Origin of the sequence: Cutibacterium avidum 44067 (assembly GCF_000367205.1) — a bacterium.
Lineage (GTDB): Bacteria > Actinomycetota > Actinomycetes > Propionibacteriales > Propionibacteriaceae > Cutibacterium > Cutibacterium avidum.
Genome location: NC_021064.1, coordinates 1,997,600 through 2,020,209, shown reverse-complemented (window position 1 = coordinate 2,020,209; position 22,610 = coordinate 1,997,600). Strand labels below are relative to the sequence as shown.

The following is a 22,610-nucleotide window of genomic DNA, read 5'->3' as shown; positions in this document are numbered from 1 at the left end:
GTACCGCTGAGGAGCCCACCTCGGGGCCGACGGCCACTCACCCCGCCTCGCCGACCCAGCAGTCCGCCACCCCGAGACCCATGCCCTCGCCGTCCGTGACGGCGTCAGTCAAGCCGGCCCAGGGGAAAACTGACTCGAACCCTCCGGTCGCTTCGTTCGACCCCAAGGCCCACGCCCACATGGAGGGTCCGGAGAGCCCGGACCGCCAGACCATGCACCCGGCATCGCAGGACGACAAGCAGTTCAGCAAGCCGCCAGTCGGTAGAGGGATGAACCGATACCTGTCGCGCAAGATTTCGTGGCATGCGTGCGGGAACTTCCAGTGTTCCAAGGTCCTCGTGCCGTTGGACTGGGATGATCCGAATGGTCCGGCGATTACCTTGGCCCTCAAGCGCAAGCCAGCGGAGTCGTCGTCCAAGGCGACCCTCTTCGTCAATCCCGGTGGCCCTGGCGGTTCCGGCCAGGAGATGGTGGACAGCTTCAAGTCCTCCGCCTTCCCGAACCACGACGTCATCGGGTGGGATCCGCGCGGAACCGGCCAGTCCACCCACGTTGACTGCGGCCCGGCGACGACGATGGACGCCTTCTTCAACCTTGACGCGTCCCCCGACGATGAGGCCGAGTGGAAGGCGCTCGGCCGCGGCACGAGGGATTTCGCACGTAGTTGCAGGGCGCACTCCGGCGAGCTGCTGGATCATGTCTCGACGATCGACACCGCTCGGGACCTGGACTACCTGCGGTATCTCGTGGGCGACAAGAAGCTCGATTACCTCGGCATTTCGTACGGTACCTTCCTCGGTGCGACCTATGCCGAGCTGTACCCGGGGCGAGTCGGGCAGATGGTGCTGGACTCTACGGTCAACATCACCAACCACGACACCGTCAGCCAGAGCGTCGGGTTCGACCGAGCCTTCGGCGACTTCGCCAAGTGGTGCGCCAAACAGGGGCAGCGCTGCACGCTGGGGAAGAACGAGGCCGAGGTCCGCAAGACCACCCTGAACTTCCTCAACCATCTCGACTCCCACCCGTTGAAGGTCGAGAACCGAACCCTGACGCAAAGTCTGGCAGCGACTGGCATCGCCTTGTTCCTGTACTCGGGCAAGGAGGCATATCCCTACCTGGCGGGTTCCTTGCGTGGTGCCATGAAGGACGGGAACGGCAGCTACCTGCTGACAGCCTCCGATTTCTTGAACGGGCGTGGCAAGGATGGTCAGTGGGAGACGATCGTCTCTGCCTTCCCAGCGATCTCCTGCCTGGATCAGGCTGACTTCGGTCTGAACCACGTCCGGAAGGAGTGGCCCAAGGAGGCAGCCAAGGCGCCGACCCTCGGCAAGGCTCTGGGGATGACGCCGACCTGTGAGGTCTGGACGGCCCACCCGGCTCACCAGCTGTACCTGACGGCTCAGGGGGCGGCACCCATCTTGGTTCTGGGTGCCACGGGTGATCCCGCCACCCCCTACGAGCAGGCCGAGTGGATGGCTGATCAGCTCAAGTCCGGTGTGTTGCTGACCTGGCGGGGTGCCGGGCACTCGGCGTGGGAGCTTGGTAATCAATGCGTCAAGAAGGCCGTCGAGGGTTACGTCAATGACGCGAGGGTCCCCAGGGACAAAACGGTGTGCTGACGTAGGAGTGTGGCGGCAAGCCGTCCTGGTGGGACGGTACCCGTTGTCCGTGACGGCTGTGAACACAGACGTGCGAGCCCGGCGGGAGGTTTGGGAGGCGTCGTTACCCTTGTCGTCATGAGGAGGGATCGCTCATGACGTTGGGTCAGCGCCATGTCATTGGCATCGTGTTGCGCGTTACGGGCTTGGCCTTGCTCGCAGCCGCACTCCTTGCCCTGGAGTGGGCGTGGCGGTCCCACGCATGGAACGACCTGGAATCCGTTGACGGGCACTGCGTCATGGTCGGGGCACGGGTCGACGACGGACGTGTCCCGAGGGTGGCATGCGAGGAGGACGGTGCCCGTTACGTCAAGGACGTCGTCAAGCCTGGTACGAATTGCCCGCAAGGATTGACGCGGGTGTCAGTGCGACACGAGCTCAGCCACGACACCGGGTACGTCGGTGCCCTGTGCCTGCGACATCCCTGACGTGAGGACCCGGTCCCGCCAGCCACCTCGTGGCCAACCGGCGGGATCTCAGGCATGAGTCCTCAGGAGAGCACCGCTCGACGCAGCACGTCCAGCGGCAGAGCACCCATACGCAGGACCTTGGTGTGGTACTCCTTCAGGTCGAAGTTCGGGTCCTTGGCCTTCGCGGCCTCCCGCAGCTCCAGCCAGGTGCGCTCACCGAGTTTGTACGACGGGGCCTGGCCGGGCCAGCCGAAGTAACGGTTGACCTCGTAGCGGGCCGATCCCTCGTCCATGGAGACGTGGTTGTTGAAGAAGGTCCAGGCCTTGTCCCAGTTCCACTCGCCGCCGCCGACTTCCTCGGGGGCCTCGAACTGGCAGTGTAGGCCGATGTCGAGGACGACGCGGGCAGCACGCATGGACTGCCCGTCGAGCAGGCCCATGAAGTGACCGGGATCGTCCATGTAGCCCAGATCAGCCATGAGCCACTCAGCATAGAGGGCCCAGCCCTCCCCGTAACCAGAGCTCCAGTAGTTGCGTCGCCACGAGTTGAGCTCGTCACGAGCAGCGATGGCCGAGGAGGTCTGCAGGTGGTGACCCGGGGCGCCCTCGTGGTAGACGGTGGTCAATTCTCGCCAGGTCGTGAAGGTGTCGACGCCTTCCGGCACCGACCACCACATCCGGCCGGGACGGGAGAAGTCCTCAGACGGAGGCGTGTAATACACCCCTCCGTCGTGGGTCGGGGCGATCATGCCCTCGATGTGACGAGCCTGCTCGGGAACCTCGAAGTGGGTGCCGTCCAGGGTGGAGATGGCTTCGTCGGCGCGCTCCTGCATCCATGCCCTGAGGGCCTCGGTGCCGGAGATCTGGTAGGCCGGATCGGCGTCGAGGACCGCCATGGCCTCCTTGACGCTGGCTCCCGGACGGATGCGCTCGGCGGTTTCGCGCTGCAACTGCTCGATGCGGGCGAGTTCCTGCTTGCCCCACTCGTAGGTCTCGGCGAGGTCCACAGTGGTGCCGACGAACTGGCGAGAAGCAAGACGGTAACGGTCGATGCCGACGGCGTCGGTCTCGGTGGCGAGCGGAGCGATCTCGGTAGCGAGAGTCTCTGCGGTGCGACGGAAGTTGGCCTTGGCAGCGTCGATGCCCTCGGCAAGTTCCGACCTCACGGAGTCGGGCAGGTCGTCGGAGGCAGTCCGCTTGAGGTAGTCGTCAAAAAAGCCACCGTCGCCGGTCCAGGAGGTGATCTGTTCGACGAGAAGGTTCACCTGACGGATGGCGGGCGCGATACCGGCATCGATCGAGGCGCGCTGGGTCTGCAGCCAGCCGTCGAGAGCCGCGCCGGTGGCCTGCAGACGACGTGCGACCGTCGACACCTGATCGGGGGTCTCGGTGGGCATGGCATCGTAAACCTCGCGGATCTCGTGAACGCCCGAGGCAATGCCGTTGAGGGTGAGGAGGTCGTATCCCTTGTCGTGGCTCTCGGCCTCCAGACCCAGGCTGGAGCGCATGGCGGCGACGGTGACCCTGTCGGTGTCGTCGGCGGGCATGGCCTGGTCGAGACGGTCCAAGGTGTCCATGACGAGCTGGTAGCGGGCCTCCATACCGGCGGGGGTCAGGTCGTCGTACTCGTCCTGGTTGAGGTCCAGGCCGAGGGCGGTGGCCAGGATGGGGCTGGACGCGACGAGGGAGTCCCAGTGGTGGTCGGCAACCTCGTCGACCTCTGACCCCATCTGGTGGGTGGTGTGTACGTTGTCGTTGGTCACGGGGATGACGCTATCGCGAGTCGTGGACAGGTGGGAGTCGCGTGGTGTTCCAGAAAGAAGCGTGTTGGTTTCGCGAAGAGGTCATCGTGCCGGTATAGTCCTCTGAGCCTGCCATGGCGGGCGTGCCAACTTAGCTCAGTCGGTAGAGCGACGCTCTCGTAAAGCGTAGGTCACGGGTTCGATTCCCGTAGTTGGCTCGGTTGAGTTGGCTGATGACAAGGCCGCGACGCTCCTGAACGCACTGGGCGCGAGTGCGCAGTGCTTCGCGGGTACTGAGGCCACTGCCTTAGACCTGCTCGCCCAAAGCCTCGAACAAGACAGCCGACATGGAGGGAGCCCTAGGTGATTATCAACCCGGTCCCAGCCAAACCCACACCCACACTCGCCCCTGAAGCCCCACCGGCTTTGGAAGTATCGGTACTGGCCGAGCCGACAAGTGAGAGTCTTGACCTTGCCCAAGCCGCCCTCAATGCGCTGACTACGACCAGGGCAGGCAGGCGAATGCTCACCGACGCGCTCGCTGCCGCGGCCAGAACCAGCCAATAAACAACCACAAGACACCACTGGCTGTCTTCTTTTTTGTGTGCCTTCACCCGGTAGGGGTGGGGGCATTTTTCATACCCCTCATCCTTCTCTTCTTTGTTTGTGAAAGGACACTGCCTTATGTCTGTTAAAACTTTGTGGGCCACTGTCCAAGCGGCCATTACTGGTATCGGGGCCGGGATCGGGGCGTGGCTCGGCGGCCTGGACGGCCTGGTTTACGCCTTGATCGCCTTCGTGATCGCTGACTACATCACCGGCCTATTGGCTGCGATCAGTGAGCGGCGCGTGAACTCTGCGGTCGGGTTTCGTGGGATCAGTCGCAAAATACTTATCTTCACCCTCGTAGGTCTCGCCCACCTACTCGACATTCATGTGCTCGGCACCCCCGGAGTACTACGAGTAGCGACCATCTTCTTCTACCTATCCAACGAAGGCATCTCCCTGATCGAAAACGCCACCCGCCTCGGCCTTCCCATCCCACCACCCATCCGTGACGCACTCGATGCCATCACCACCAGTAAAGACCCCAACAAACCACCCCTGCACCAACCTAAACACGCCACCACCACCCCTACAGATAAGGAGAACAATCGATGAAAAACTGGAACAGTCTCGAGGCCGATGAGAACCGGCTGATGAACAAGCACTACACGCCAGGCCGAGGCGGTAAACGCATCGATAAGGTGATTATTCACCACAACGTCGGCAACCTCACCATCAAAGGCTGCTGGGACGTGTGGCAGGACCGGCAAGCATCCGCCCACTACCAAGTCGAGTCCTCTGGGCGGATTGGTCAGCTCGTGTGGGACCGTGACACCGCCTGGCACGCCGGCAACTGGAACGCCAACACCACGTCTATCGGGGTCGAACACGCCGACGCCTCCTCCAACCCCTGGGCCGTGTCCGAAGCCTGCCTCGATAACGGCGCGCACCTCGTCGCAGCCATCTGCAAATACTACGGTCTCGGCCGACCGGTGTGGGGTACCAACGTATTCGGGCACCGGCATTTTTCCTCCACTGAGTGCCCGGCCTCCCTCGCCGGCACCCAACACGCCGCCTACATGGCGCGCGCCCAGTACTGGTACGACCAGATGACCGGCAACACCCCCGCACCTAAACCGGCCCCTGCTCCCGCACCAGCACCTAATATTGATGCGTTAGCTGACGCGGTCATCCGGGGCGAGTACGGCAATGGCGAGGAACGCAGGCGCCGCCTAGGAGCCAACTACGCGGCTGTCCAAAAGCGCGTGAACGAGAAACTCACAGGCCACGCCCCAGCGCCCACACCCAACATCGACGCCCTAGCCGACGCAGTCATCCGCGGCGACTACGGCAACGGTGAGGAACGCCGACGCCGCCTCGGCAACCTCTATGACCAAGTACAAGCCCGGGTGAACCAAAAACTCGGCTACTAAACCAGCGCTGCCTTTCACCACGACATCAGCCCCGCCACTGCCCGACATGGGTGGTGGCGGGGCATTTTTGCGTGTCTAAGTGCTAGGGGCGTCCGGATTGGGGGTGTGTTGGGGGCGTATGGGTAGAAGGCCGAGTAGGACAGGGTGTTCTACCTAGCGGGTGCCTTCTGTAAGGAGGTAGCCGCGGTTGGCTGGTTTTGATACGCGGTCTAAAGACCAGGTTCGTAAACTCCGCCAAGCCGGGATGGGATTATCACTCATCGCAACTGAGCTGGGGCTAAACGTAAACACGGTGAAAAGCTGGTGCAGACGCAACAATGTCACACCTGCAAGCGCCAGCGGTGACTCGCGCACGGTGGGTCAGGTCGTTGGTTGCCTTCAGTGCTCAAGTCCGTTAGCGGGGCGCCAAACCCGGTTCTGCACAGACTCGTGTAGGCGCGCGTGGTGGAAAACCCATCCCGACCAAATCAACAAGCGCGCGTTCTACACCTTCACCTGCCACCACTGCGCAACAGTGTTTAGTGCCTACGGAAACCGTAAGCGTAAGTACTGCACTCACGCCTGTTACATCCGTGATCGGTTCGCCACCAGGGGTGGTAGGTCGTGAACGCCATCCAATTAGCAAGTGAGCTGCAACTGGCCGCAGATATTGCCTTCGTTGATGGTCTATGTGCCGATGGGCTCATTTGCGCCCGCGCGCGCACAAGGATCCTCCAGCAGCTGGCCGCGTCATCGACCGCGCCGTTTGGGGCGCTGATATGGCGGGTTCGACTGGATAAAAACCGGGTTTAGAGCGTACATGGATACAACCCCACCAGGCGCACGAGGGGGTGGGAAGCAAGAGCAGGATTGGAAGTGAGAGTAGTGGCGAGAACGGTACAGGCCATCCCGGCTAAACCGGTGGCACCCCGCCGGGTGCGGGTGGGTGCGTATGCGCGCGTCTCAACCGGGTCCGAACGCCAACTATCGTCTCTAAGTGAGCAGGTCTCGCACTATTCCAGGCTCATTCAAGCCACGCCCGGCTGGGACTACGCCGGGGTCTACATTGATGAGGGAATCACCGGTACCAAAACCACCACCCGTGATGGCCTACAAGATCTCCTCACCCAAGCCCGCGCCGGGAAGGTTGATGTCGTTTTGTGTAAATCGATCTCCCGTTTGGCGCGTAACACCGTGGACTTACTCGCCATCATCCGAGAGTTGAAGGCACTGGGTGTGAGTGTGCGGTTTGAACGCGAGGGCATCGACACCGCCACCAGTGATGGGGAACTGTTACTGACCCTGTTGGCATCGTTTGCCCAAGAAGAATCCCGCTCCCTATCCGACAATGTGAAATGGTCGATCCAGCGTCGGTTCACTCAGGGGATCCCCAACTCGACGTTGATTTATGGTTACCGGTGGGAAGATGGGCAGTTTGTAATCCAGCCAGAAGAAGCCGAAGCGATCCGGTTAGCCTATGAGTGGTTCACCCAAGAAGGCATCTCCCCTGAGACAATCGCTGCCCGTCTTAACCAGAAAGGCTACCGATCCAGATTCGGTAAACGCATCGAACCCAACCTCATCCGTAGGGCTCTGCGTAACGAGCGCTACACCGGGATGATGGTGTTACAAAAGTACTACTCGAGCCGTATCGGGCAAAACAACCCCCACCGCAACACCGGGCAACTACCCAAATACCTGGTAGAAGATTCCCATCTGGCCATCATTACAGGTGAGCTATTCGAAGCGGCTCAAGCTGAGATCGCCAGGCGTAAACAAGGCGGATTGGCCGCTATCCCCACCATTAACACCGGTTGCGTCACCGCGCGCATCACCTGCGCGGGGTGTGGTAAACACTACCAACGTAAATCTCGCACCACAGCCGGGGGTAAGGAACGCTACTGGCGTTGCTGGAGCGCGTGCAAGGGCAACGGCAACCCGTGTAGGGGGCATAACCTGCGCGAGACCATGCTCGAAACCATTATGACTTGCCTCCTTGGTCTGGAGGTTTTCGACCCACACACGGTTATGACCCATGTCGAGGCGATTGAGGCTTTTCCTGACCGGCTCGACATTCATCTCTTAGAGGGCATCACCCGCACGGTCTGGTTGGATGAGAAAGGACACGCCAGATGAGTCCGAAAGTCACTACGATCCCCGCCACTAAACCCCTCACCCACGGCAATCTAGGTGCCAGTGCCCGGCAGGTGGTGAAGCGGGTGGCTGCCTACGCGCGCGTGTCTACCGACATGGAAGAACAGCAATCCTCTTACGCCGCCCAGGTGGATTACTACACCCGCCACATCACCACCCACACCGGCTGGCAACTAGTACGTGTCTACACTGATGAGGGCATCTCGGGTACCTCCACGAAACACCGGGCAGGGTTCCAGCAAATGATCACCGACGCCCTGAGCGGCAATATCGACTTGATCCTCACCAAGAGTGTCTCGCGTTTCGCCCGCAACACCGTCGACACGCTCACGCATGTGCGCCAGCTCAAAGAAGCAGGCGTCGAAGTGTTCTTTGAGAAAGAAAACATTTGGACCCTGGACTCTAAAGGCGAACTGCTCATCACCATCATGAGTAGCCTCGCCCAAGAAGAATCCCGCAGCATTTCAGAGAATGTCACCTGGGGACACCGTAAACGCTTCGCTGATGGGAAAGTCATGGTGCCCTACGCCTCCCTGCTGGGCGACAAGAAAGGCAAAGACGGAAACCTCGCTATTGACGAGACTCAAGCTCCGATCGTGCGACGCATCTACGCTGATTACCTGTCAGGTCAGTCCCCGAAAACCATCGCCGCGACCCTCACCGGTGAGGGCGTGCCCACTCCAAGGGGTAAAACCCGCTGGTCAACCACCACGATCCGCTCGATCCTAACCAACGAGAAATACAAAGGCGACGCCCTACTACAGAAAACCTTCACCACCGACTTTCTCACCAAAACCACCAAGACCAATGAAGGCGAGGTGCCCCAGTACTACGTGAGCGGTAACCACGAGCCGATCATCGAGCCGGCTACGTGGGACTTGGTGCAAGCCGAGCTCGCCAGGAGAGCCAAACCCGGCTCCTCCAGTACTCATCCCTTCGCGTCTCGGATTAAGTGTGGGGGATGGTACGGGCGTAAAACCTGGCACTCCACCAGCAAACACCGCCGCCACATCTGGAGGTGCAACAGCAAATACGAACGATCCACCGCCTGCACCACACCCCATTTGAGTGAAGACCAGATCCGTGACGCATTCACCCAAGCCCTCGCCACACTCGCCCCACCGCCCAGCCAAGAAGTTCTCGACGCGATCATCACCCACACCTGCGACACCACCGAGCTAGAAGAACAACTCGCACGAGAAGCTCTCGCCCGGGACGCAGTATTAGCCAGGCTCAACCAGCTCATCACCACCAACGCCACCCACGCCCAAGACCAAGACACCTACCAACACACCTTCGACCAACTCCAAACCGACTACGAGCACTACACCCAGCGCTTCAGCGACCTAGAGACACAGATCCGCCAGAATCACGAAAAGCGCCACCGCATCAAACAAGCCCACGCCTACCGCACCAACCACCCCAACCTGACCTACACCGACGACGCCTGGAACGCCCTCATCGACCACGCCACCATCCACACCGGCGGCACCATCGACATCCACTTCAAAGACGGCACCGACCAGACCGTTTAAGAAAACCTCCGCTTCGTCTAGGATCAAGTGCAGACTCATCACGCCTGAATTCGAAAGACCTGGGATCTTGTTACTCGATTTCTCTAGGCAGTCCTTCCGTTAGATATGATCGTTTCTGTCAGCGGATCGTCGCAATGTCCCCTTCATCAGGAGGGTAAATCTAGAGTTTGCCTTCCTGGGTGGGATGTTCGGTGATCTCGGCGGGCCCACCTGGTTGGTACGGCTTGCAGCAGCGGTCGAATCATGGCGAGTCCTACTGCGGGTGTCAACGTGAAAGCAGATCATCACGGACAGCAGGCCCAGGACGCTTGGCGTCTCTGCCTCGTTTGGTCCCATAAGAAGACCACCACTGATGCAGGGAACAGATACTCTAGGCAGTGCGCTCACACATCACCACACCCACAGCTTCCGCCTCACCACGCAAATACCGGCGACCAACCTGCGGGTCGTCTAAGCGAGCCTCACGCAACGCTTCCAACCGTTGGCCACGGATACGCTCAGAATCAGGAACCGGCTGGGCAAGCCAACGGGGAGTACTAGGCCCGACCCAGCCGCACACACCCTTTCGCGTCAACGTAACAGGAATACCTTCTCACGCCAGCTGTTTGAACGAAGCGGGAAGAACCCTTTCCCGGCTCTTCAGGATCCAGGGTGTAGTCGGGGTCTGAATCCTCCGGTCTCCAGGAGGGATCTGGTGATGTAGTGGGTGAGGTTCCGGAAGCCCAGGGCGATGCCGCGGAGGTGTTCGAGTCTGCCGTTGATGGCCTCACTAGGGCCGTTCGAGGTCCCCGGGTGGTCGAAGTAGGTCAGGATGTCGGCGGCCCGTTTCTTCAAGGTGTGGCCCAGGGTGGCCACTTCGGGCAGTGCGGCGGGGACTTTGGTGGCGATCGCGTCGATCAGGTGGGCCATGATCGCCCGACCCTCGGCACGGTTTTCGGCGCGGTAGGCGGCCACGACCTCCTGGTAGACGGCCCAGGTCACCTGGACCGGGGCGTGGGCGTCATCGGCGAGCACAGCGTCGAGGCGGGCGGCCTGCCGGTCGGTGAGCAGGTCCCGGCCCGTGTGCAGGGTCAGCCTGACCCCGAACAGGGGGTCGCCCCTGCGGCCCCGATGGCCCGTGGTGTCCTGCTGGACGCGTTGGCGGGTGACATCGAGCTGGTCGCCGGCGAGCTGGACGACGTGGAAGGGGTCCATCACCTCGACCGCGGCTGGCAGTTCCTCGGCGGCTGCGGTCTTGAAGCCGGTGAACCCGTCCATGGCCACCACCTCGATGCGGTCGCGCCAGGCCTGGTCACGGCCGGCCAGCCAGGTTTTGAAGACCTTCTTGGAGCGGCCCGCCACCATGTCGAGCAGCCGGGAGGCCCCGGTGCCGTCGCGTAGCGGTGTCAGGTCGATGATCACGGTGACGTACTTGTCGCCGCCTCTGGTGTGGCGCCACACGTGCTCGTCGACCCCGATGACCTCCACGCCGTCGAAGCGGTGCGGGTCGTCGATGAGCCGACGGGTGCCCTCGGCCAGCACCGCATCATTGGCGGTGGTCCAGTCCACGCCCAGGGATGCGGCGATCCTCGAGACCGGCAGATGATCGAGTACCAGGCCCTCCAGTGCCCAGGCCAGCCCACCCCGCGACAGTTTCGCCCTCGCCTGGGCGGCAGCACTGGTGTCCTGGCGCCATACCCGCCCGCAGCCGGTGCACCGGTACCGGCGCACCCGCACAGCCAGGATCGTGGGCCGGTGCCCGAAAGGAGTATGGGCCAGGCGCCTGACCACCGTGTCACGAGGGATCCCCTGGCATCCGCACCGGTGGCACCACTCGTCGGTCTCGACGACCCGGCAGGCCAGGACCGCCTCCTCGGCACTGATCAGCTGACCGGTGACCTCCAGACCGAGTTCATCGAGACGGGCAAATGTGGTCAGGTCAGGAGCGCCGAAGGTAGCGTGGTTCATGGAGGACCTTGCGATTCACGAGGACAGATCTAGACACTCCGATCCTCGCGCAGGGTCCTCCCTCCACGCACCCCAGCCCCACAGGGCAACTACAGCAGACTCTCACACAGTCCAGCCACAACTACACCCTCAATCCTGAAGAGCCGTATTAGAGAACCACGTGACAGTTTGAACAAACACGTTGCGCAGGTCAGGAACGGTCAGACGATCGCAGCGACTGACCACGGGAAGCCAGTCGCCCGACTGGTCCCCGTCGAGCAGTATCCCAAGTTGGAAATCATGATTGCCGACGGTTTTGGTCACGCCCTGTCGGGTCGGGAAGCCTCGTCTCCCACATCCGGTGGACGCCGGAGCGATGGTGAGCGATCTCGTCGAACTGCAGCGACGATGATTGCCTATGTCGACACGTCGTCAAGATCAGTGATCCTCTACTCGAAGTGGCGTGCACTATCGCGAGGGAGCAGCGGCTGCGCGGATATGACTCCGTCCACTGTGCTGCCGCACTGAGTGTCTGTGAGGACGACTCGGTCGCCGTACCTGGCGACCGAGCTCTCCTGACCGCCTGGCACGACTTGGGTCTCAACACGGTCGACACGGCCTTGTGAAAAGTCCCCTCACCTCGCCCAGAAGGTCGTGCAGTCCTTCTTGACCTCGATGGCGTGCCCGAGCATGTCGTCGATGAGTGGCCATGGAACCGGCTGATCCCACCTCACCTGCCACATCTTCTTGGACCTGGTGTAGCCCTCGTCGATGATTCGTTCCGTGAAGGCATCAAGGGTCGCTGCCTCGAAGGCCAGGGCTAGGTGCTTGGCCGAGGCACTCCAGCTCGCGATGAACGAGCCATGATCAGTGAGCATCGGCATATTCCATTTCCACACCAGGACGAGATTCGGGTGGGTGCGCAAGGTCTCGTTGAGCAGGTCGGAGACGCGCTGACGGTTGGCGTTGACGGGGATGGCCGCGAGCCAGGCGTCGATGAGATCGGCGTTGTCGAGCGGTGTGGCGTGGGCGATGGTGCGATCGAGGGTCATGGCTCTCCTGTAGGTGTCAGTGGAACTGATGCCGGCTTACCCAGTGGATCGCCGGCAGTGCCGTCCTGGGCCTCCTGACGTGCCCGCACCATGTTCTGCACCTTGTGAGGACGACAACTGCAGGGTCCACTCCGACAGTCTGGGACAATACCCAACGACCAGGCTGTGCCAGTGCTGGGAACCCAGACCGACGAGGGTCGTGATGACCATCCCGAACGAGGAGAACTCACACCAATGCGCCACGGCCATGACGATCGCCGAAGTCGGCGTGGGTGTAGATGGTTGCCACCGAGGAACTGTGGCGCATTTCCTGCGCAGACGTCACGGATCATCCCCGCCGCTCAACTCCAATTCGCGTTCGCCAGCTCAGGAAGGGCGAACCGGGGTATCGAACAGGGTCGACGCGCAATGCGTCAGGGTGGCCCGGTACGATCGAGGCACCACGATTCGTAGGTTGCGGCCTGACTCCTCGGTTCGGCCGTCCAGCGGAATTGCAAGGGGACGCATGTACGACAGCATCATTATCGGCGCAGGCCTCGCCGGACTGACGGCCGCCGAAGAACTCGCATCCGCAGGGCACTCGGTGGTGGTTCTGGAGGCTCGCTCCCGAGTGGGTGGGCGCCTCGAGAACGCGGAGTTGTCCAATGGGCAGGTCATCGAGTTGGGCGGCCAATGGGTCAGTGAGGGCCATGAAGAACTTCGCTCCCTCATCGCCTCCCAAGGCCTTGAACTGGTCGACTCCACCGAGGGCGACGTCGTCGTCAAGGCTCGCGGACGGGTCTCCCACGTCACCAATTCCTCCAGCTCTGCCCACACCCTCAGCCCCTTCGAACTGTCTGACCTCGGTCAGGGCCTGCTGAGGTTCCGCCGTCTGGCCGATCGGGTCGCCAACAACAAGGGTTGGACGACGGCGAACGGTACGTGGCTGAATCAGTCCCTGAGTCAGTGGGTGGTCTCGAATGTGCGTACCGACGCCGGACGTGAATACATCACCAATCTTTTCCGGCGTGCCTTCGGGGTCTCTCCCGACGGCACCACACTTCTTGATGGGCTGACGAAGGCCAACTCCGGGGTGGACCTGGAATCCCTCGTCGCCGTCAACGGTGGGCTCAAGCAGCAGCGCGTCAAGGGCGGTGTCGCCCAGGTCGCTCGCAACCTCGCGCAGCGTCTCGGCGATGACCTCAAGCTCTCCTGCCCGGTCCGCTCCATCCACGCAGACGGCGGCACCGTCACCGTCGCGACGTCCATCGGCACCGAGTACCAGGGGCGCAGCGTCATCGTCACCGTCCCTCCGCGTCTTCTCAAGGAGATCGAGTTCGATCCTGCTCTTCCGGCAGAGCGTCTCGAGATGGCCGAGAAGGTACCCGCAGGCAATGTCATCAAGGCCTACCTCGTCTACGACAGCCCGTGGTGGCGCACCTCTGGAGCCTCCGGCCAGATGGGTGCCGACGAGGGTGCCGTCCGCGTCATCTTCGACACCTCCGACGACGAGACCGGCAGGGGAGTCCTGATGGGCTTCTTCGAGGGCACCGAAGCGTCGGGCTACGGCAAACTCTCGATGAGCCTGCGTCAGCGTGCCTTCGAGGAGGTCGTCGAGTCCGCCTTCGGTGAGGCTCCCAGCTCTCCGATCGAATACCTCGACCGCGACTGGCTCTCCGAGCCCTACACCGGTGGCTGTCATGGCGCCCACTTCGCTCCCAGCCTCTGGACTGCCACCGGCCCGATCCTCGCCCAGCCGTTGGGCAGGGTGCTCTTCGCCGGCGCCGAGTACGCCTCCTCCTTCAACGGTTACATGGAAGGTGCGCTGCGAGCCGGTGCTCGCGCGGCTCAGGAGGCTGTCGACCTGCTCTGATCCGTCAGACGCTGACCTCGGCGGCGGACCTTGCCACGAGGTCAGCAGCGGTGATGGTGTTCTCCGCGTCGACGTCATCAGCTGCCGAAATGAGGTCTGACAAGGCCAGACCGTGACCGGACCAGCCCTGCGCCGCCCTCAGAAGGACGGCGCAGCGGGTACTGCTCGAAATCGAGCCGTTGTTCCAGTCTGGGTTACGAATCAGATGGCGGCAGGGCCTCGTTCCCTAGTGCGGATCCGAATGACGTCCTGGACCTCGCTGGCCCACACCTTTCCGTCACCGATCTCCCCGGTACGAGCCGCGTCACAGATCGTCTCAACGACGTTCTCGAACTCCTCGTCGGTGCACAGTACCTCGACGCGGACCTTCTCGAGGAAGTCGATGGTGAACTCGGCGCCTCGGTAGACCTCAGTGTGACCCTTCTGGCGGGCGTAGCCGGCTGCCTCGGAAATCGTCAGACCAGAGACTCCGGCTTTCGCGAGTTCGAGCCGGACGGTGTCAAGTGCCGACGGCTGGATAATGGCGGTGATGAGCTTCATGCCGAGATCTCTTCCTTGTCGGCGGTGGTGTCGGTGGCGCGGGCGGGCTTGCCGTCCGGGCGAGGGGCGTCCTCGTGGTGGGCGTGTGCCTTGGGTAGCACCAAGGAGGAGTAGCGGACGCTGGAGAAGTCGTACCCGGACTCGGCGTGCTCGACCAGGTCGATGCCGCGCAGCTCCTCAGCGGTGGAAACACGGATGCCCATCGTCTTCTTGATGACCAGACCGATGAGGCCGCTGACGACGAAGGAGTAGGCCATCATCGCGAGGGCACAGATGACCTGGACCCCGGCAGCTTGCCGTTACCACCGAGGAACAGGCCGGCTCCATTGGCCTCTAAGGAGGCGGAGGCGCCTTCAGCCATGGCATGCGGGTCCGCGAGGAATCCGATGAGGACGGTGCCCAGGAAGCCACCGACCATGTGGACGCCGACGACGTCGAGGGAGTCGTCGTAACTGAAGCGGTATTTCAGGCTGACGGCCAGGGCGCAGACGGCGCCGCAGACGAGGGCAGTTGCGATGATGGCGAAGGCGGACTGGAAGGCGACGAAGACGAATCCGGGAATGGTTCCGACCTCGGTTCCCATGACCCCGTGGAGTTCGAAGTACTGGGCGGGGTTGCCGATGAGGCCTCCCCATTGCGGGTCACCGAAGGCCATCGAGTAACCGCAGACCACCCAGAGGACGCCGATGGTCCCCATCGCAACGACGTTCATCATGAGCATGTTGAGCACGCCCTTGGCCCGCACCATACCGCCGTAGAAGAAGGCGAGCATCGGTGTCATGAACAGCACCAAGGACGCGCTGGCGAGCACCCACGCGGTGTCGCCGGCATCGATCTCAAACAGTGGTGTCATGGTGTCAATCGTCATCTGGCAGCGTTGCGGAACCGTTTGGTCGGCGTTACTGACATGTGAAGAATCGCGCTCTTGTGTGACGACGGTGTTACGTCGGTGACAGGAACGTGACGCGGAGACCGTGAAAGCATGCCATATCCTTGATGCGCCACTCATGGACGGAGATGAGACTATGTTTTGTGCGCGATGCGGCACCCAGGTGGGTGCGCACGATGCCACCTGCAGACAGTGTGGGCTGGACCTGCACCTGCCCGGTGCCGTGCGCATGACAGACCCTGGCTCCTTCGACGAGACGGTCGTGCAGAGCCCCGTGGGCGCTGATGAAGCTCCGACGAGGGAGATTCCTCGGGTGCAGACCCCGCCGAAGCCTCGAGATCAGCAGGACGTGACACCAACCCAGCAGTGGCAGCGACAGGATTCCACGCCGACCCAACAGTGGAGCATCAGCCAGCCCTGGTCGGGTCAGCAGCAGCCTCCGCAAGGCCAGGGTCAGGAGGCCGGGGATTCACAGCTGCCCGACGACTGGTTCCGTGACCCCGAGGCAGAGCGGACTCGCGCGATGGCGACGGTTCCGGATAATCCTGTCTTCACCCCACCCCCGCCGCCGTCTGCCCCTGCCACGTCACACCCGCAGCCTCCGGATGACTCGTCCCGCCACCGGAACGTGCTCATCGGCTTGGTGATCGGGCTACTCGTGCTCGTCATCCTGGGTGCGATCTTACTCTTCGCCGGTGGTCGAAAGGGGCGCTCAAGCGGGGAACCCATTCCGGTGTCGACGCCGTCGGCCAGCGCTCATGCCGAGCAGTCCACCTCGCAGGAGCCCCCCGCCTCGGAGGAACCTCACGAGGGCGCGACATCCATTGGCGCCACCCCAAGCTTCCTCGAGTCCTCGCCTGCGCCCGCGGCTAGTTCGGCTCCTTCCACCCCGGAATCCCCGACGTCGAGTGCTCGCCGGGTTGCCGACAAGCTTCCTGACGGTGACACTGTCTGCTCCTCGACGGTCGGTGCCGTGGGCACGACGTCATGCCCGTTCGCGCTCGAAGTCGCCAATGCAATTCCCGACGACGCCCAGGGCGGCTACGAGGTGAACGCCCACAGCCCGGTCACCGGCAAGGACTACACCATGAAGTGCAGGACGGAGGAGACGTACACCACCTGCACCGGCGGCGTCGCTGCCGAGGTTCACATCCTGCGTTGAGCGAGGACCAAGGCGGCTCGTCACATCGGCCGCTGGACCCCGACGAGGCGCACCTTGTCGAAGTACTCATCGGTCAGATCGGCCCAGGTGCCGTCGACCTCGACCTCGGTGAGGGTTGCTGGCGGATACCAGCAGCCGACCTTTTCCTCGGCCCCGCTCATCGCGGCCAGCTGCGTCGCCAGACCGGGGACCGTGGGGGCATGGGCGATGACGAGCAGGTTGTCGATGTCATCGTCGATCTCCCCGATGCGCTGACGCATAGTGTCGGTGCCGCAGTAATACAGGGCTCGCATGAATTCCGCGGGGCAATCCAGCTGCAGGCAGTCCCAGGTCTGTCGGGTGCGGAGGGCGTCGGAGACCAGCGCATGGCCGACATTGCGCAGTCCAAGACGCATTCCGACCTCGCGGGCCTGGCGGCGTCCCAGGTCGGTGAGCGGACGCTCCCGGTCACCCCCGGCGGCGTGGGATGCAGGCTGGGCATGTCTCATGAGGAACAGGGTGTGCATGGTTCCATCGTTGCACCCCGTGGCCGAGGAGGTTCTACGATGTTGACATGCCGCTCACGGACATGGGCATTGACGAGGCGCGCAACTACCGCCCGGTCGTTCCTGAACCCGACGGTTTCGACTCCTTCTGGGCCGAAACCCTCGACGAGCACGCCGACGTCCCACTCGATCTGACGGCAGCTCCGTTCGACAATCGCCAGGCCCTCATCGACACCTGGGATCTGTCATGGGCGGGATATCAAGGCTCCCGGGTGAGCGGTTGGTTGCATGCCCCAGCCGGGGCGAATGGGCCATTGCCCCTGGTCATCGAATACCTCGGCTATTCGGGTTCGCGTGGGGTCCCGATCGGGTCGGCCTTCGCGGCAGCCGGGTACGCGCACATCGTCGTCGATCCGCGCGGTCAGGGATGGGGCCACCCCGCTCTGACCGAGAACTCCCCGGACGTCCACGAGGGCTCCGGTGCTCCCGGATTCATGACCCAATCCCTGTCGGACCCGCATGGCCACTACTACCGCCGGTTGTTCACCGACGCCTTCCGGTGCCTGCAGACCGCTCGGGAGATGAAGATCGTCGATCCCACCAGAATTGTCGTCCACGGTCACTCCCAGGGCGCTGGTCAGACGATAGCGGTGTGCGGGTTGGCAGCCATGCGTGGCATCAAGCTGGCTGGTGCCTTCGTCGATGCCCCCTTCCTGTGTCACATGAGGCGCAGCTGTGACATCGCCACGGCTGGTCCGTATCTCGAGGTCGTCAAGTACCTGGCGGCTCATCCATCCCTGTGTGGCAAGGCCTTCCAGACGCTGGGTTACTTCGACGGTCTGCATTTCGCCCGTCGCGCCCGTACTGCCACCTGGTTCTCCGTGGCGATGATGGACCAGTTGGTGCCGCCGTCGTCGGTGTGGGCGGCTTACAACGCCTGGGGCGACGGGATGGTTGCGGACAAGCAGATTGCCGTCTATCCCTTCGCAGGGCATTCGGCCGGGGAGGACGTGCAGCGCTGGAACCAGCTCGGTGTGCTGGCCCAGCTCTTCTGCTGAGCCTTTGCTCAGCTCTTGACAGCGATGACGAGGTCGCGGTGGATCGACGAGTCGACGCGGTGGCTGAACTGACGCCAGGGGTTGTCATCGAGGGTAGTCAGGCCTGCGTCGGACAGGATCGCCACAAGATCCTCACGGGACAGGCCAAGGGTGTTCCACGACATTCCCAGCGCACCGCCGTGGCGCAACTGGCCAGCCCACACCGGAACGGCTTCGCGCAGCAGATCAGCGGGGGAGCGACGTCGCGATGACCCGCTGTGGGATCCGTGCACGACGCCGTAAGGGGCGTCGGTGACGACGGCGTCGAAGGTCTTGCGTCCCCACAGGTTCGCCGAGTCGACGGCGTCCCCCGTGAACACCCCCATCGTCAGGGGCTCGGCTCCTGGGAGCCGCACCTCGGCGTCAAACCGCTTGCCGATGGAGTGGCCGTCGCGGCGCACCGGATGGGTGCCGCAGCTGTGCTTGAGACGCTTGCGACGCAGCCAAGTGGTGACGTGGGCGGCCATCGCCTCGACGGCTTTGGCGTCCTGTTCCACCCCGAATCCGTCATGACCCGCCATCCATGCGCACTCCAGGGTGGTACCACGCCCGGCCAACGGATCGAGAATGGCCAGTCTCTGGCCCTCGTCGCGACGAGTCGCGCAGCGGCCGTCGAGGCTGGCGATCGTGAGGTTGAGCAGCAGCCGGGTGAATTGCTCATTGGTCTTGCCCCGGTACTTGGGGATGGTGACAAGATCCTCATCGACTACGTCGACTCGCGGCAGTTCCAGGGGAGCCAACAGGTCGCCATGACGTTCGAAGCAGGCGAGAGCTGCCGAGGACCGCGCCAACGCAGCCAAGTCCGCAGGTCCGAGGGGCTCGTCGCCATTGACGGTGAGGTACTCGACCCCAGCCACCGTCACCGGTGAGACCGTCGTGGCATTCGGACAGGTGAGGGCCAACTCCGCAGCGCACAGACGCCCTGCCTGCCCGGCATAGACGTGGTTGGCGGCAGGGGCGAGCAGGACGAGGGTCTCGGACATGGCTGACATTGTGTCATGACCCGTCCGACATGCCGAGGAAACAGCAATCGGCGACCGCTGCGTCGCGACCGCCGATTGCGGTGTGTTGGTGAACCTCGTCTCCCGGTATCGGGGCGGTGTCGGGAGACGAGGCCGAGCCGTCAGGCCAGGTTGACCTGCAGGTGCTCGTAGGAGGTGCCCTTGGCGCGCTCGATCGAGGCCTTGATCTCGGCCTCGGCCTCTTCGCGGCCGGTCCAGGTGGCGCCCTCGACCGACTTCCCGGGCTCGAGGTCCTTGTAGACGGTGAAGAAGTGCTCGATCTCCATGAGGGTCATGCTGCCGACGTCGTCAAGGTCGATGAGGTTGGCACGACGGGGGTCGTCAGCGGGGACGCACAGCACCTTGTCGTCGCCGCCCATCTCGTCCTGCATCTGGAACATGGCCAGTGCGCGGCACTCGATGAGGCAACCGGGGAAGGTGGGCTCGGTGAGAAGGACCAAGGCATCCAGCGGATCGCCGTCCTCTCCGAGGGTCCCCTCGATGTATCCGTAGTCGTACGGGTACTGCGTAGAGGTGAACAACGTACGGTCAAGACGGATACGACCGGTCTCGTGATCCATCTCGTACTTGTTCTTGGTGCCACGCGGAATCTCGATCGTCACATCAAAGTGCAAGCTATCGGGCTGTTCTCCCTGGAATGGGTTGGTGAAATCGTCAGTCACGAGGGGCCCCTCTTCTTGTATTAGACACGGTGATGATCGACACTGTATCCGTTTGCAGGAGGGATTTTTCGTGCCACACCCAGATCAACGTAACCCGAAACGTGCTGTGCCCGAGCCGCGACGCCGTATGCCGGCATGGGTTCCAGTCCTTGTCGGTGTCGCCGTGACCGGCATTGTCGTGCTCGTGGTGGTCGTCAGTTCTCTGCGAACCGGTACGTCGACGAACGAGGCCGAGCGTGGACTGCTGACCCGTCGTCACGGGAACACCGCACCTGCGGTGCAGCCGGGTCGGGGGGTCGTCGCTGCGGTGGCCCCGAATACTCCGTCAACCAAGCCACTGGCAGCAAGCGTGGCCAATCGTGTGAAAGCTGCCGGTGCGGCCCCGGGCGTGCTTGGTGCCGACATCATGGATGCTGCGACTGGTGAAACCCTCTATCAATCCGGGCAGAGCACCCTGTTGACCCCTGCTTCGAACCTCAAGGTGATGACCGCGGTTGCGCTGCTGGATTGCACGGATGCCGGGCACCGCTACACGACGAAGGTTGTCGCTGACGGGTCGGCGTTGACCCTGGTCGGCGGTGGCGATCCCTACCTGCGTTCCTCGGCCTCCGACAAGCATCCTGAGTACCCGTCGACGGAGCAGCTTGCCAAGCGCACCGCGGCGGCCCTCAAGGAGGCTGGCACGAGGTCGGTCACCGTCAGATTTGACGACACCCTGTTCTCCGGTCCCACGTGGAACAGTGCATGGCCGATCGACAACTACTCCGATGAGGTCACCCCGATCACCTCGCTGTGGGTTGACGAAGGAATGATCAACAACAATCCGTGGAATCGAAGCAAGACTCCTGCGGTCTTGGCGACGAATACCTTCGTCGGACAGCTCCGCAGCGCCGGTATCACGGTCACGGGATCGGTGGTTCGACACAAGGCGGGCGAGTCCGACAAGCAGATTGCTGCCGTGCAGTCGATTCCGGTGGAGGACCTCGTCACCCGCACCTTGGAGGAGTCCGACAACTCCGCCGCCGAGGTACTGAGCCGTCAGATGGCTCTGGCGAGTGGAAGACCGGGGTCTTTCGCCGGTGCTTCCCAGGCCCTCGAGGAGCATCTCAAGAACATGGGCGCCTGGCAGGACGGCGCTGTCGTTCAGGATGGGTCGGGCCTGTCCCGAGGCAACCGGATCACGGCGGCCATGCTTTCCCACGCCTGGCAAAAGGTTTTGACGACACCGAAGCTGCAGCCGGTAGCCAATGCGGTTCCCGTCAGTCGGGTCTCGGGAACCTTGCACAAGCGCTTCTCCGAGCCGAGCACGGCAGCGGCGCGTGGCGTGGTCCACGCCAAGACCGGCAGCCTGCAAGGGGTTATCTCGATGTCGGGATGGCTGCGTGACGCCGACGGGCGCATCCTCGTGACCTCCTTCATCGTCAACCAGACCGATGGCTCCGCTCGATCCTGGCTTGACGTCGTCTACGGCAACCTGGCCGGGTGCGGCTGCACCCGCTGATGGCACGACGTGAACTGGGTCCGGCAGCCCTGACGGTTGCCCAGGCCGTCGAGCATGCGGTCCGCGGAATTGACCGGTTCGTCGTCGGGTGTTCTGGCGGGCCGGACTCCCTCGCCCTGGCGTTGGGGTCGGAGTGGGCATCTCGACGCCGTGGAGCCGAGGTGATGGTCGTCATCGTCGACCATCAGCTGCAGGATGGGTCGGACGAGGTGGCAGCGCGTACTCGAGACCTGCTAACCGACCGTGGGATGGACGCCTGTGTGCGTCGCGTCGAGATCGATCCGAATGACCCTGACGGCCCGGAGTCGGCGGCTCGAACCGCTCGTCGAGCAGCGCTGGTTGACGTCGCCGGGAAGACGCCGATCCTGCTCGGTCACACCCTCGACGACCAGGCCGAACAGGTCTTGCTGTCCCTGGCCCGTGGCTCCGGGGCGACGTCGCTCGCCGGTATTCGGCCGCGGGCAGGCCAGTTCTGGCACCCGCTGTTGGGGGTGCGTCGGGCCCAGACCCTGCAGGCATGCCAGGAATGGGACGTCGAGACATGGCATGATCCCCACAACAGTGACTCGCGATTCCTGCGCTCCAGGGTGCGCACCGAGCTCATGCCGGTTCTCGAGGACGTCCTCGGATCGGGGGTGGCGGAATCCCTGGCCCGCAGCGCGTCCCTGTTGGCCGGAGAAGACGCCGTCGTCACGGCTGTGGCTGACCAGTGGGCACGAGACCACGAGGTGACGGACGACGTTCTGCCCGGGCTGCGAGGTGTGGAATCCGGGTTGGCCCGACGGGTCGTCAAGAAGTGGCTGCCCGAGGCGACAATGGTTCACGTCGACGCCGTCCTGGGTCTTCTGGACGGTCCCGGAGGCGCTGGGGTGGACGTTCCTGGCGGTCGCGTCGAGATGAGGCGTGGGACCCTGTACCTCACCCAGCGCCTACGGCAGATCCGGGATCGGTAAGCTGGATCC

The 22,610-nt window shown here is 63.1% G+C and carries 23 protein-coding genes and 1 tRNA gene; 15 read left to right on the top strand and 9 right to left on the bottom strand.

Going from position 1 to position 22,610, the window contains the following annotated elements:
- Positions 1-179 precede the first annotated feature (179 nt).
- Both PALO_RS09365 and PALO_RS09360 read left to right on the top strand, forming a co-directional pair.
- Positions 180-1,622 carry an alpha/beta hydrolase gene (locus PALO_RS09365; protein ID WP_177166395.1) on the top strand — a complete coding sequence of 481 codons (1,443 nt, stop codon included), beginning with the start codon at positions 180-182 and terminating at the stop codon, positions 1,620-1,622.
- A gap of 134 nt (positions 1,623-1,756) precedes the next feature.
- Positions 1,757-2,089, top strand: a complete 333-nt coding sequence (locus PALO_RS09360) for a hypothetical protein (RefSeq protein WP_004810396.1) — start codon at positions 1,757-1,759, stop codon at positions 2,087-2,089.
- Positions 2,090-2,151: 62 nt separating this feature from the next.
- Here the strand turns inward: PALO_RS09360 and PALO_RS09355 are convergent, their stop codons facing one another.
- Positions 2,152-3,801 carry a DUF885 domain-containing protein gene (locus PALO_RS09355; protein ID WP_041710320.1) on the bottom strand — a complete coding sequence of 550 codons (1,650 nt, stop codon included), beginning with the start codon at positions 3,799-3,801 and terminating at the stop codon, positions 2,152-2,154.
- 157 nt (positions 3,802-3,958) lie between these two features.
- Here PALO_RS09355 and PALO_RS09350 point away from each other — a divergent pair.
- The 6 genes from PALO_RS09350 (at position 3,959) to PALO_RS09330 (ending at position 9,460) form a co-directional block, all read left to right on the top strand.
- Positions 3,959-4,031 (top strand) — tRNA-Thr (locus tag PALO_RS09350).
- A gap of 466 nt (positions 4,032-4,497) precedes the next feature.
- Entirely contained in the window at positions 4,498-4,974 is a 477-nt protein-coding gene (locus PALO_RS09345) for a phage holin family protein (RefSeq protein ID WP_015583339.1), read from the top strand.
- The gene (locus PALO_RS09340; protein WP_015583338.1) at positions 4,971-5,792 is read left to right on the top strand and encodes an N-acetylmuramoyl-L-alanine amidase; all 822 of its coding nucleotides are present in this window, start codon (positions 4,971-4,973) and stop codon (positions 5,790-5,792) included. The genes PALO_RS09345 and PALO_RS09340 overlap by 4 nt, the downstream gene beginning before the upstream one ends.
- A gap of 244 nt (positions 5,793-6,036) precedes the next feature.
- On the top strand, positions 6,037-6,399 hold the full coding sequence (locus PALO_RS13175; RefSeq protein ID WP_144010479.1) for a terminase gpP N-terminus-related DNA-binding protein: 363 nt from the start codon (positions 6,037-6,039) through the stop codon (positions 6,397-6,399).
- A 248-nt stretch (positions 6,400-6,647) separates the two neighbouring features.
- Positions 6,648-7,907 (top strand): recombinase family protein, encoded by a 1,260-nt coding sequence (locus tag PALO_RS09335; protein WP_238137877.1) that lies wholly within the window; start codon positions 6,648-6,650, stop codon positions 7,905-7,907.
- The gene (locus tag PALO_RS09330) at positions 7,904-9,460 is read left to right on the top strand and encodes a recombinase family protein (RefSeq protein WP_015583335.1); all 1,557 of its coding nucleotides are present in this window, start codon (positions 7,904-7,906) and stop codon (positions 9,458-9,460) included. The genes PALO_RS09335 and PALO_RS09330 overlap by 4 nt, the downstream gene beginning before the upstream one ends.
- 639 nt (positions 9,461-10,099) lie before the next feature.
- Here the strand turns inward: PALO_RS09330 and PALO_RS09325 are convergent.
- Positions 10,100-11,407 carry an ISL3 family transposase gene (locus PALO_RS09325; RefSeq protein ID WP_015582132.1) on the bottom strand — a complete coding sequence of 436 codons (1,308 nt, stop codon included), beginning with the start codon at positions 11,405-11,407 and terminating at the stop codon, positions 10,100-10,102.
- A gap of 168 nt (positions 11,408-11,575) precedes the next feature.
- Between PALO_RS09325 and PALO_RS13170 the strand changes: the two genes are divergently transcribed.
- Together PALO_RS13170 and PALO_RS12110 are read left to right on the top strand one after the other, a co-directional pair.
- Positions 11,576-11,914, top strand: coding sequence for a type II toxin-antitoxin system Phd/YefM family antitoxin (locus PALO_RS13170; protein WP_201764011.1), 339 nt, complete (start codon positions 11,576-11,578; stop codon positions 11,912-11,914).
- The gene (locus PALO_RS12110) at positions 11,845-12,012 is read left to right on the top strand and encodes a PIN domain-containing protein (RefSeq protein ID WP_015583334.1); all 168 of its coding nucleotides are present in this window, start codon (positions 11,845-11,847) and stop codon (positions 12,010-12,012) included. The genes PALO_RS13170 and PALO_RS12110 overlap by 70 nt, the downstream gene beginning before the upstream one ends.
- Positions 12,013-12,021: 9 nt before the next feature.
- Here PALO_RS12110 and PALO_RS09320 read toward each other — a convergent pair whose 3' ends face one another.
- The gene (locus PALO_RS09320; RefSeq protein ID WP_015583333.1) at positions 12,022-12,438 is read right to left on the bottom strand and encodes an iron chaperone; all 417 of its coding nucleotides are present in this window, start codon (positions 12,436-12,438) and stop codon (positions 12,022-12,024) included.
- Positions 12,439-12,943: 505 nt separating this feature from the next.
- On the opposite strand from PALO_RS09320, the gene PALO_RS09315 reads away from it, so the two are divergent.
- Positions 12,944-14,290: a flavin monoamine oxidase family protein gene (locus tag PALO_RS09315; RefSeq protein WP_015583332.1), complete on the top strand. Its 1,347-nt coding sequence runs from the start codon at positions 12,944-12,946 to the stop codon at positions 14,288-14,290.
- 201 nt (positions 14,291-14,491) lie between these two features.
- Here the strand turns inward: PALO_RS09315 and PALO_RS09310 are convergent, their stop codons facing one another.
- From PALO_RS09310 to PALO_RS13050, 3 genes are read right to left on the bottom strand one after another with little or no spacing between them, the layout of a single operon-like run.
- Positions 14,492-14,830, bottom strand: a complete 339-nt coding sequence (locus PALO_RS09310) for a P-II family nitrogen regulator (RefSeq protein ID WP_015583331.1) — start codon at positions 14,828-14,830, stop codon at positions 14,492-14,494.
- Positions 14,827-15,090 (bottom strand): ammonium transporter, encoded by a 264-nt coding sequence (locus PALO_RS13055; RefSeq protein ID WP_015583330.1) that lies wholly within the window; start codon positions 15,088-15,090, stop codon positions 14,827-14,829. The genes PALO_RS09310 and PALO_RS13055 overlap by 4 nt, the downstream gene beginning before the upstream one ends.
- Positions 15,087-15,683 (bottom strand): ammonium transporter, encoded by a 597-nt coding sequence (locus PALO_RS13050; protein WP_051048716.1) that lies wholly within the window; start codon positions 15,681-15,683, stop codon positions 15,087-15,089. The genes PALO_RS13055 and PALO_RS13050 overlap by 4 nt, the downstream gene beginning before the upstream one ends.
- Positions 15,684-15,948: 265 nt before the next feature.
- On the opposite strand from PALO_RS13050, the gene PALO_RS09295 reads away from it, so the two are divergent.
- Positions 15,949-16,881, top strand: coding sequence for a hypothetical protein (locus PALO_RS09295; RefSeq protein ID WP_041710317.1), 933 nt, complete (start codon positions 15,949-15,951; stop codon positions 16,879-16,881).
- Positions 16,882-16,901: 20 nt separating this feature from the next.
- Here the strand turns inward: PALO_RS09295 and PALO_RS09290 are convergent, their stop codons facing one another.
- Positions 16,902-17,387, bottom strand: a complete 486-nt coding sequence (locus PALO_RS09290) for a SixA phosphatase family protein (RefSeq protein WP_015583327.1) — start codon at positions 17,385-17,387, stop codon at positions 16,902-16,904.
- A gap of 47 nt (positions 17,388-17,434) precedes the next feature.
- Between PALO_RS09290 and PALO_RS09285 the strand changes: the two genes are divergently transcribed.
- On the top strand, positions 17,435-18,424 hold the full coding sequence (locus PALO_RS09285) for an acetylxylan esterase (RefSeq protein ID WP_015583326.1): 990 nt from the start codon (positions 17,435-17,437) through the stop codon (positions 18,422-18,424).
- Between the two features lie 8 nt (positions 18,425-18,432).
- Here the strand turns inward: PALO_RS09285 and PALO_RS09280 are convergent, their stop codons facing one another.
- Together PALO_RS09280 and PALO_RS09275 are read right to left on the bottom strand one after the other, a co-directional pair.
- Positions 18,433-19,446, bottom strand: coding sequence for a TRM11 family SAM-dependent methyltransferase (locus tag PALO_RS09280; RefSeq protein WP_041710315.1), 1,014 nt, complete (start codon positions 19,444-19,446; stop codon positions 18,433-18,435).
- Between the two features lie 140 nt (positions 19,447-19,586).
- Complete coding sequence (locus PALO_RS09275) at positions 19,587-20,147, bottom strand: inorganic diphosphatase (protein ID WP_004810415.1); 561 nt, start codon at positions 20,145-20,147, stop codon at positions 19,587-19,589.
- A gap of 127 nt (positions 20,148-20,274) precedes the next feature.
- Here PALO_RS09275 and dacB point away from each other — a divergent pair, with 127 nt between their 5' ends.
- Positions 20,275-21,648 (top strand): D-alanyl-D-alanine carboxypeptidase/D-alanyl-D-alanine endopeptidase, encoded by a 1,374-nt coding sequence (gene dacB, locus PALO_RS09270; RefSeq protein ID WP_015583324.1) that lies wholly within the window; start codon positions 20,275-20,277, stop codon positions 21,646-21,648.
- On the top strand, positions 21,648-22,601 hold the full coding sequence (gene tilS, locus PALO_RS09265) for a tRNA lysidine(34) synthetase TilS (RefSeq protein WP_015583323.1): 954 nt from the start codon (positions 21,648-21,650) through the stop codon (positions 22,599-22,601). Before dacB ends, tilS begins: the two co-directional genes overlap by 1 nt.
- Positions 22,602-22,610: the final 9 nt, after the last annotated feature.

Bases quoted from the DNA above. Each gene is read 5' to 3' on its own strand.
- PALO_RS09280 (WP_041710315.1), bottom strand. From the start codon at position 19,446: ATGTCCGAGACCCTCGTCCTGCTCGCCCCTGCCGCCAACCACGTCTAT.
- PALO_RS09330 (WP_015583335.1), top strand. From the start codon at position 7,904: ATGAGTCCGAAAGTCACTACGATCCCCGCCACTAAACCCCTCACCCAC.
- PALO_RS09325 (WP_015582132.1), bottom strand. From the start codon at position 11,407: ATGAACCACGCTACCTTCGGCGCTCCTGACCTGACCACATTTGCCCGT.
- PALO_RS13050 (WP_051048716.1), bottom strand. From the start codon at position 15,683: ATGACACCACTGTTTGAGATCGATGCCGGCGACACCGCGTGGGTGCTC.
- PALO_RS09285 (WP_015583326.1), top strand. From the start codon at position 17,435: ATGCCGCTCACGGACATGGGCATTGACGAGGCGCGCAACTACCGCCCG.
- PALO_RS09295 (WP_041710317.1), top strand. From the start codon at position 15,949: ATGACAGACCCTGGCTCCTTCGACGAGACGGTCGTGCAGAGCCCCGTG.
- PALO_RS09290 (WP_015583327.1), bottom strand. From the start codon at position 17,387: ATGCACACCCTGTTCCTCATGAGACATGCCCAGCCTGCATCCCACGCC.
- PALO_RS09365 (WP_177166395.1), top strand. From the start codon at position 180: ATGGAGGGTCCGGAGAGCCCGGACCGCCAGACCATGCACCCGGCATCG.
- PALO_RS09355 (WP_041710320.1), bottom strand. From the start codon at position 3,801: ATGGGGTCAGAGGTCGACGAGGTTGCCGACCACCACTGGGACTCCCTC.
- tilS (WP_015583323.1), top strand. From the start codon at position 21,648: ATGGCACGACGTGAACTGGGTCCGGCAGCCCTGACGGTTGCCCAGGCC.
- PALO_RS09345 (WP_015583339.1), top strand. From the start codon at position 4,498: ATGTCTGTTAAAACTTTGTGGGCCACTGTCCAAGCGGCCATTACTGGT.
- PALO_RS09340 (WP_015583338.1), top strand. From the start codon at position 4,971: ATGAAAAACTGGAACAGTCTCGAGGCCGATGAGAACCGGCTGATGAAC.
- PALO_RS09360 (WP_004810396.1), top strand. From the start codon at position 1,757: ATGACGTTGGGTCAGCGCCATGTCATTGGCATCGTGTTGCGCGTTACG.
- PALO_RS13175 (WP_144010479.1), top strand. From the start codon at position 6,037: ATGGGATTATCACTCATCGCAACTGAGCTGGGGCTAAACGTAAACACG.
- dacB (WP_015583324.1), top strand. From the start codon at position 20,275: ATGCCGGCATGGGTTCCAGTCCTTGTCGGTGTCGCCGTGACCGGCATT.
- PALO_RS09310 (WP_015583331.1), bottom strand. From the start codon at position 14,830: ATGAAGCTCATCACCGCCATTATCCAGCCGTCGGCACTTGACACCGTC.
- PALO_RS09320 (WP_015583333.1), bottom strand. From the start codon at position 12,438: ATGACCCTCGATCGCACCATCGCCCACGCCACACCGCTCGACAACGCC.
- PALO_RS09315 (WP_015583332.1), top strand. From the start codon at position 12,944: ATGTACGACAGCATCATTATCGGCGCAGGCCTCGCCGGACTGACGGCC.
- PALO_RS13055 (WP_015583330.1), bottom strand. From the start codon at position 15,090: ATGATGGCCTACTCCTTCGTCGTCAGCGGCCTCATCGGTCTGGTCATC.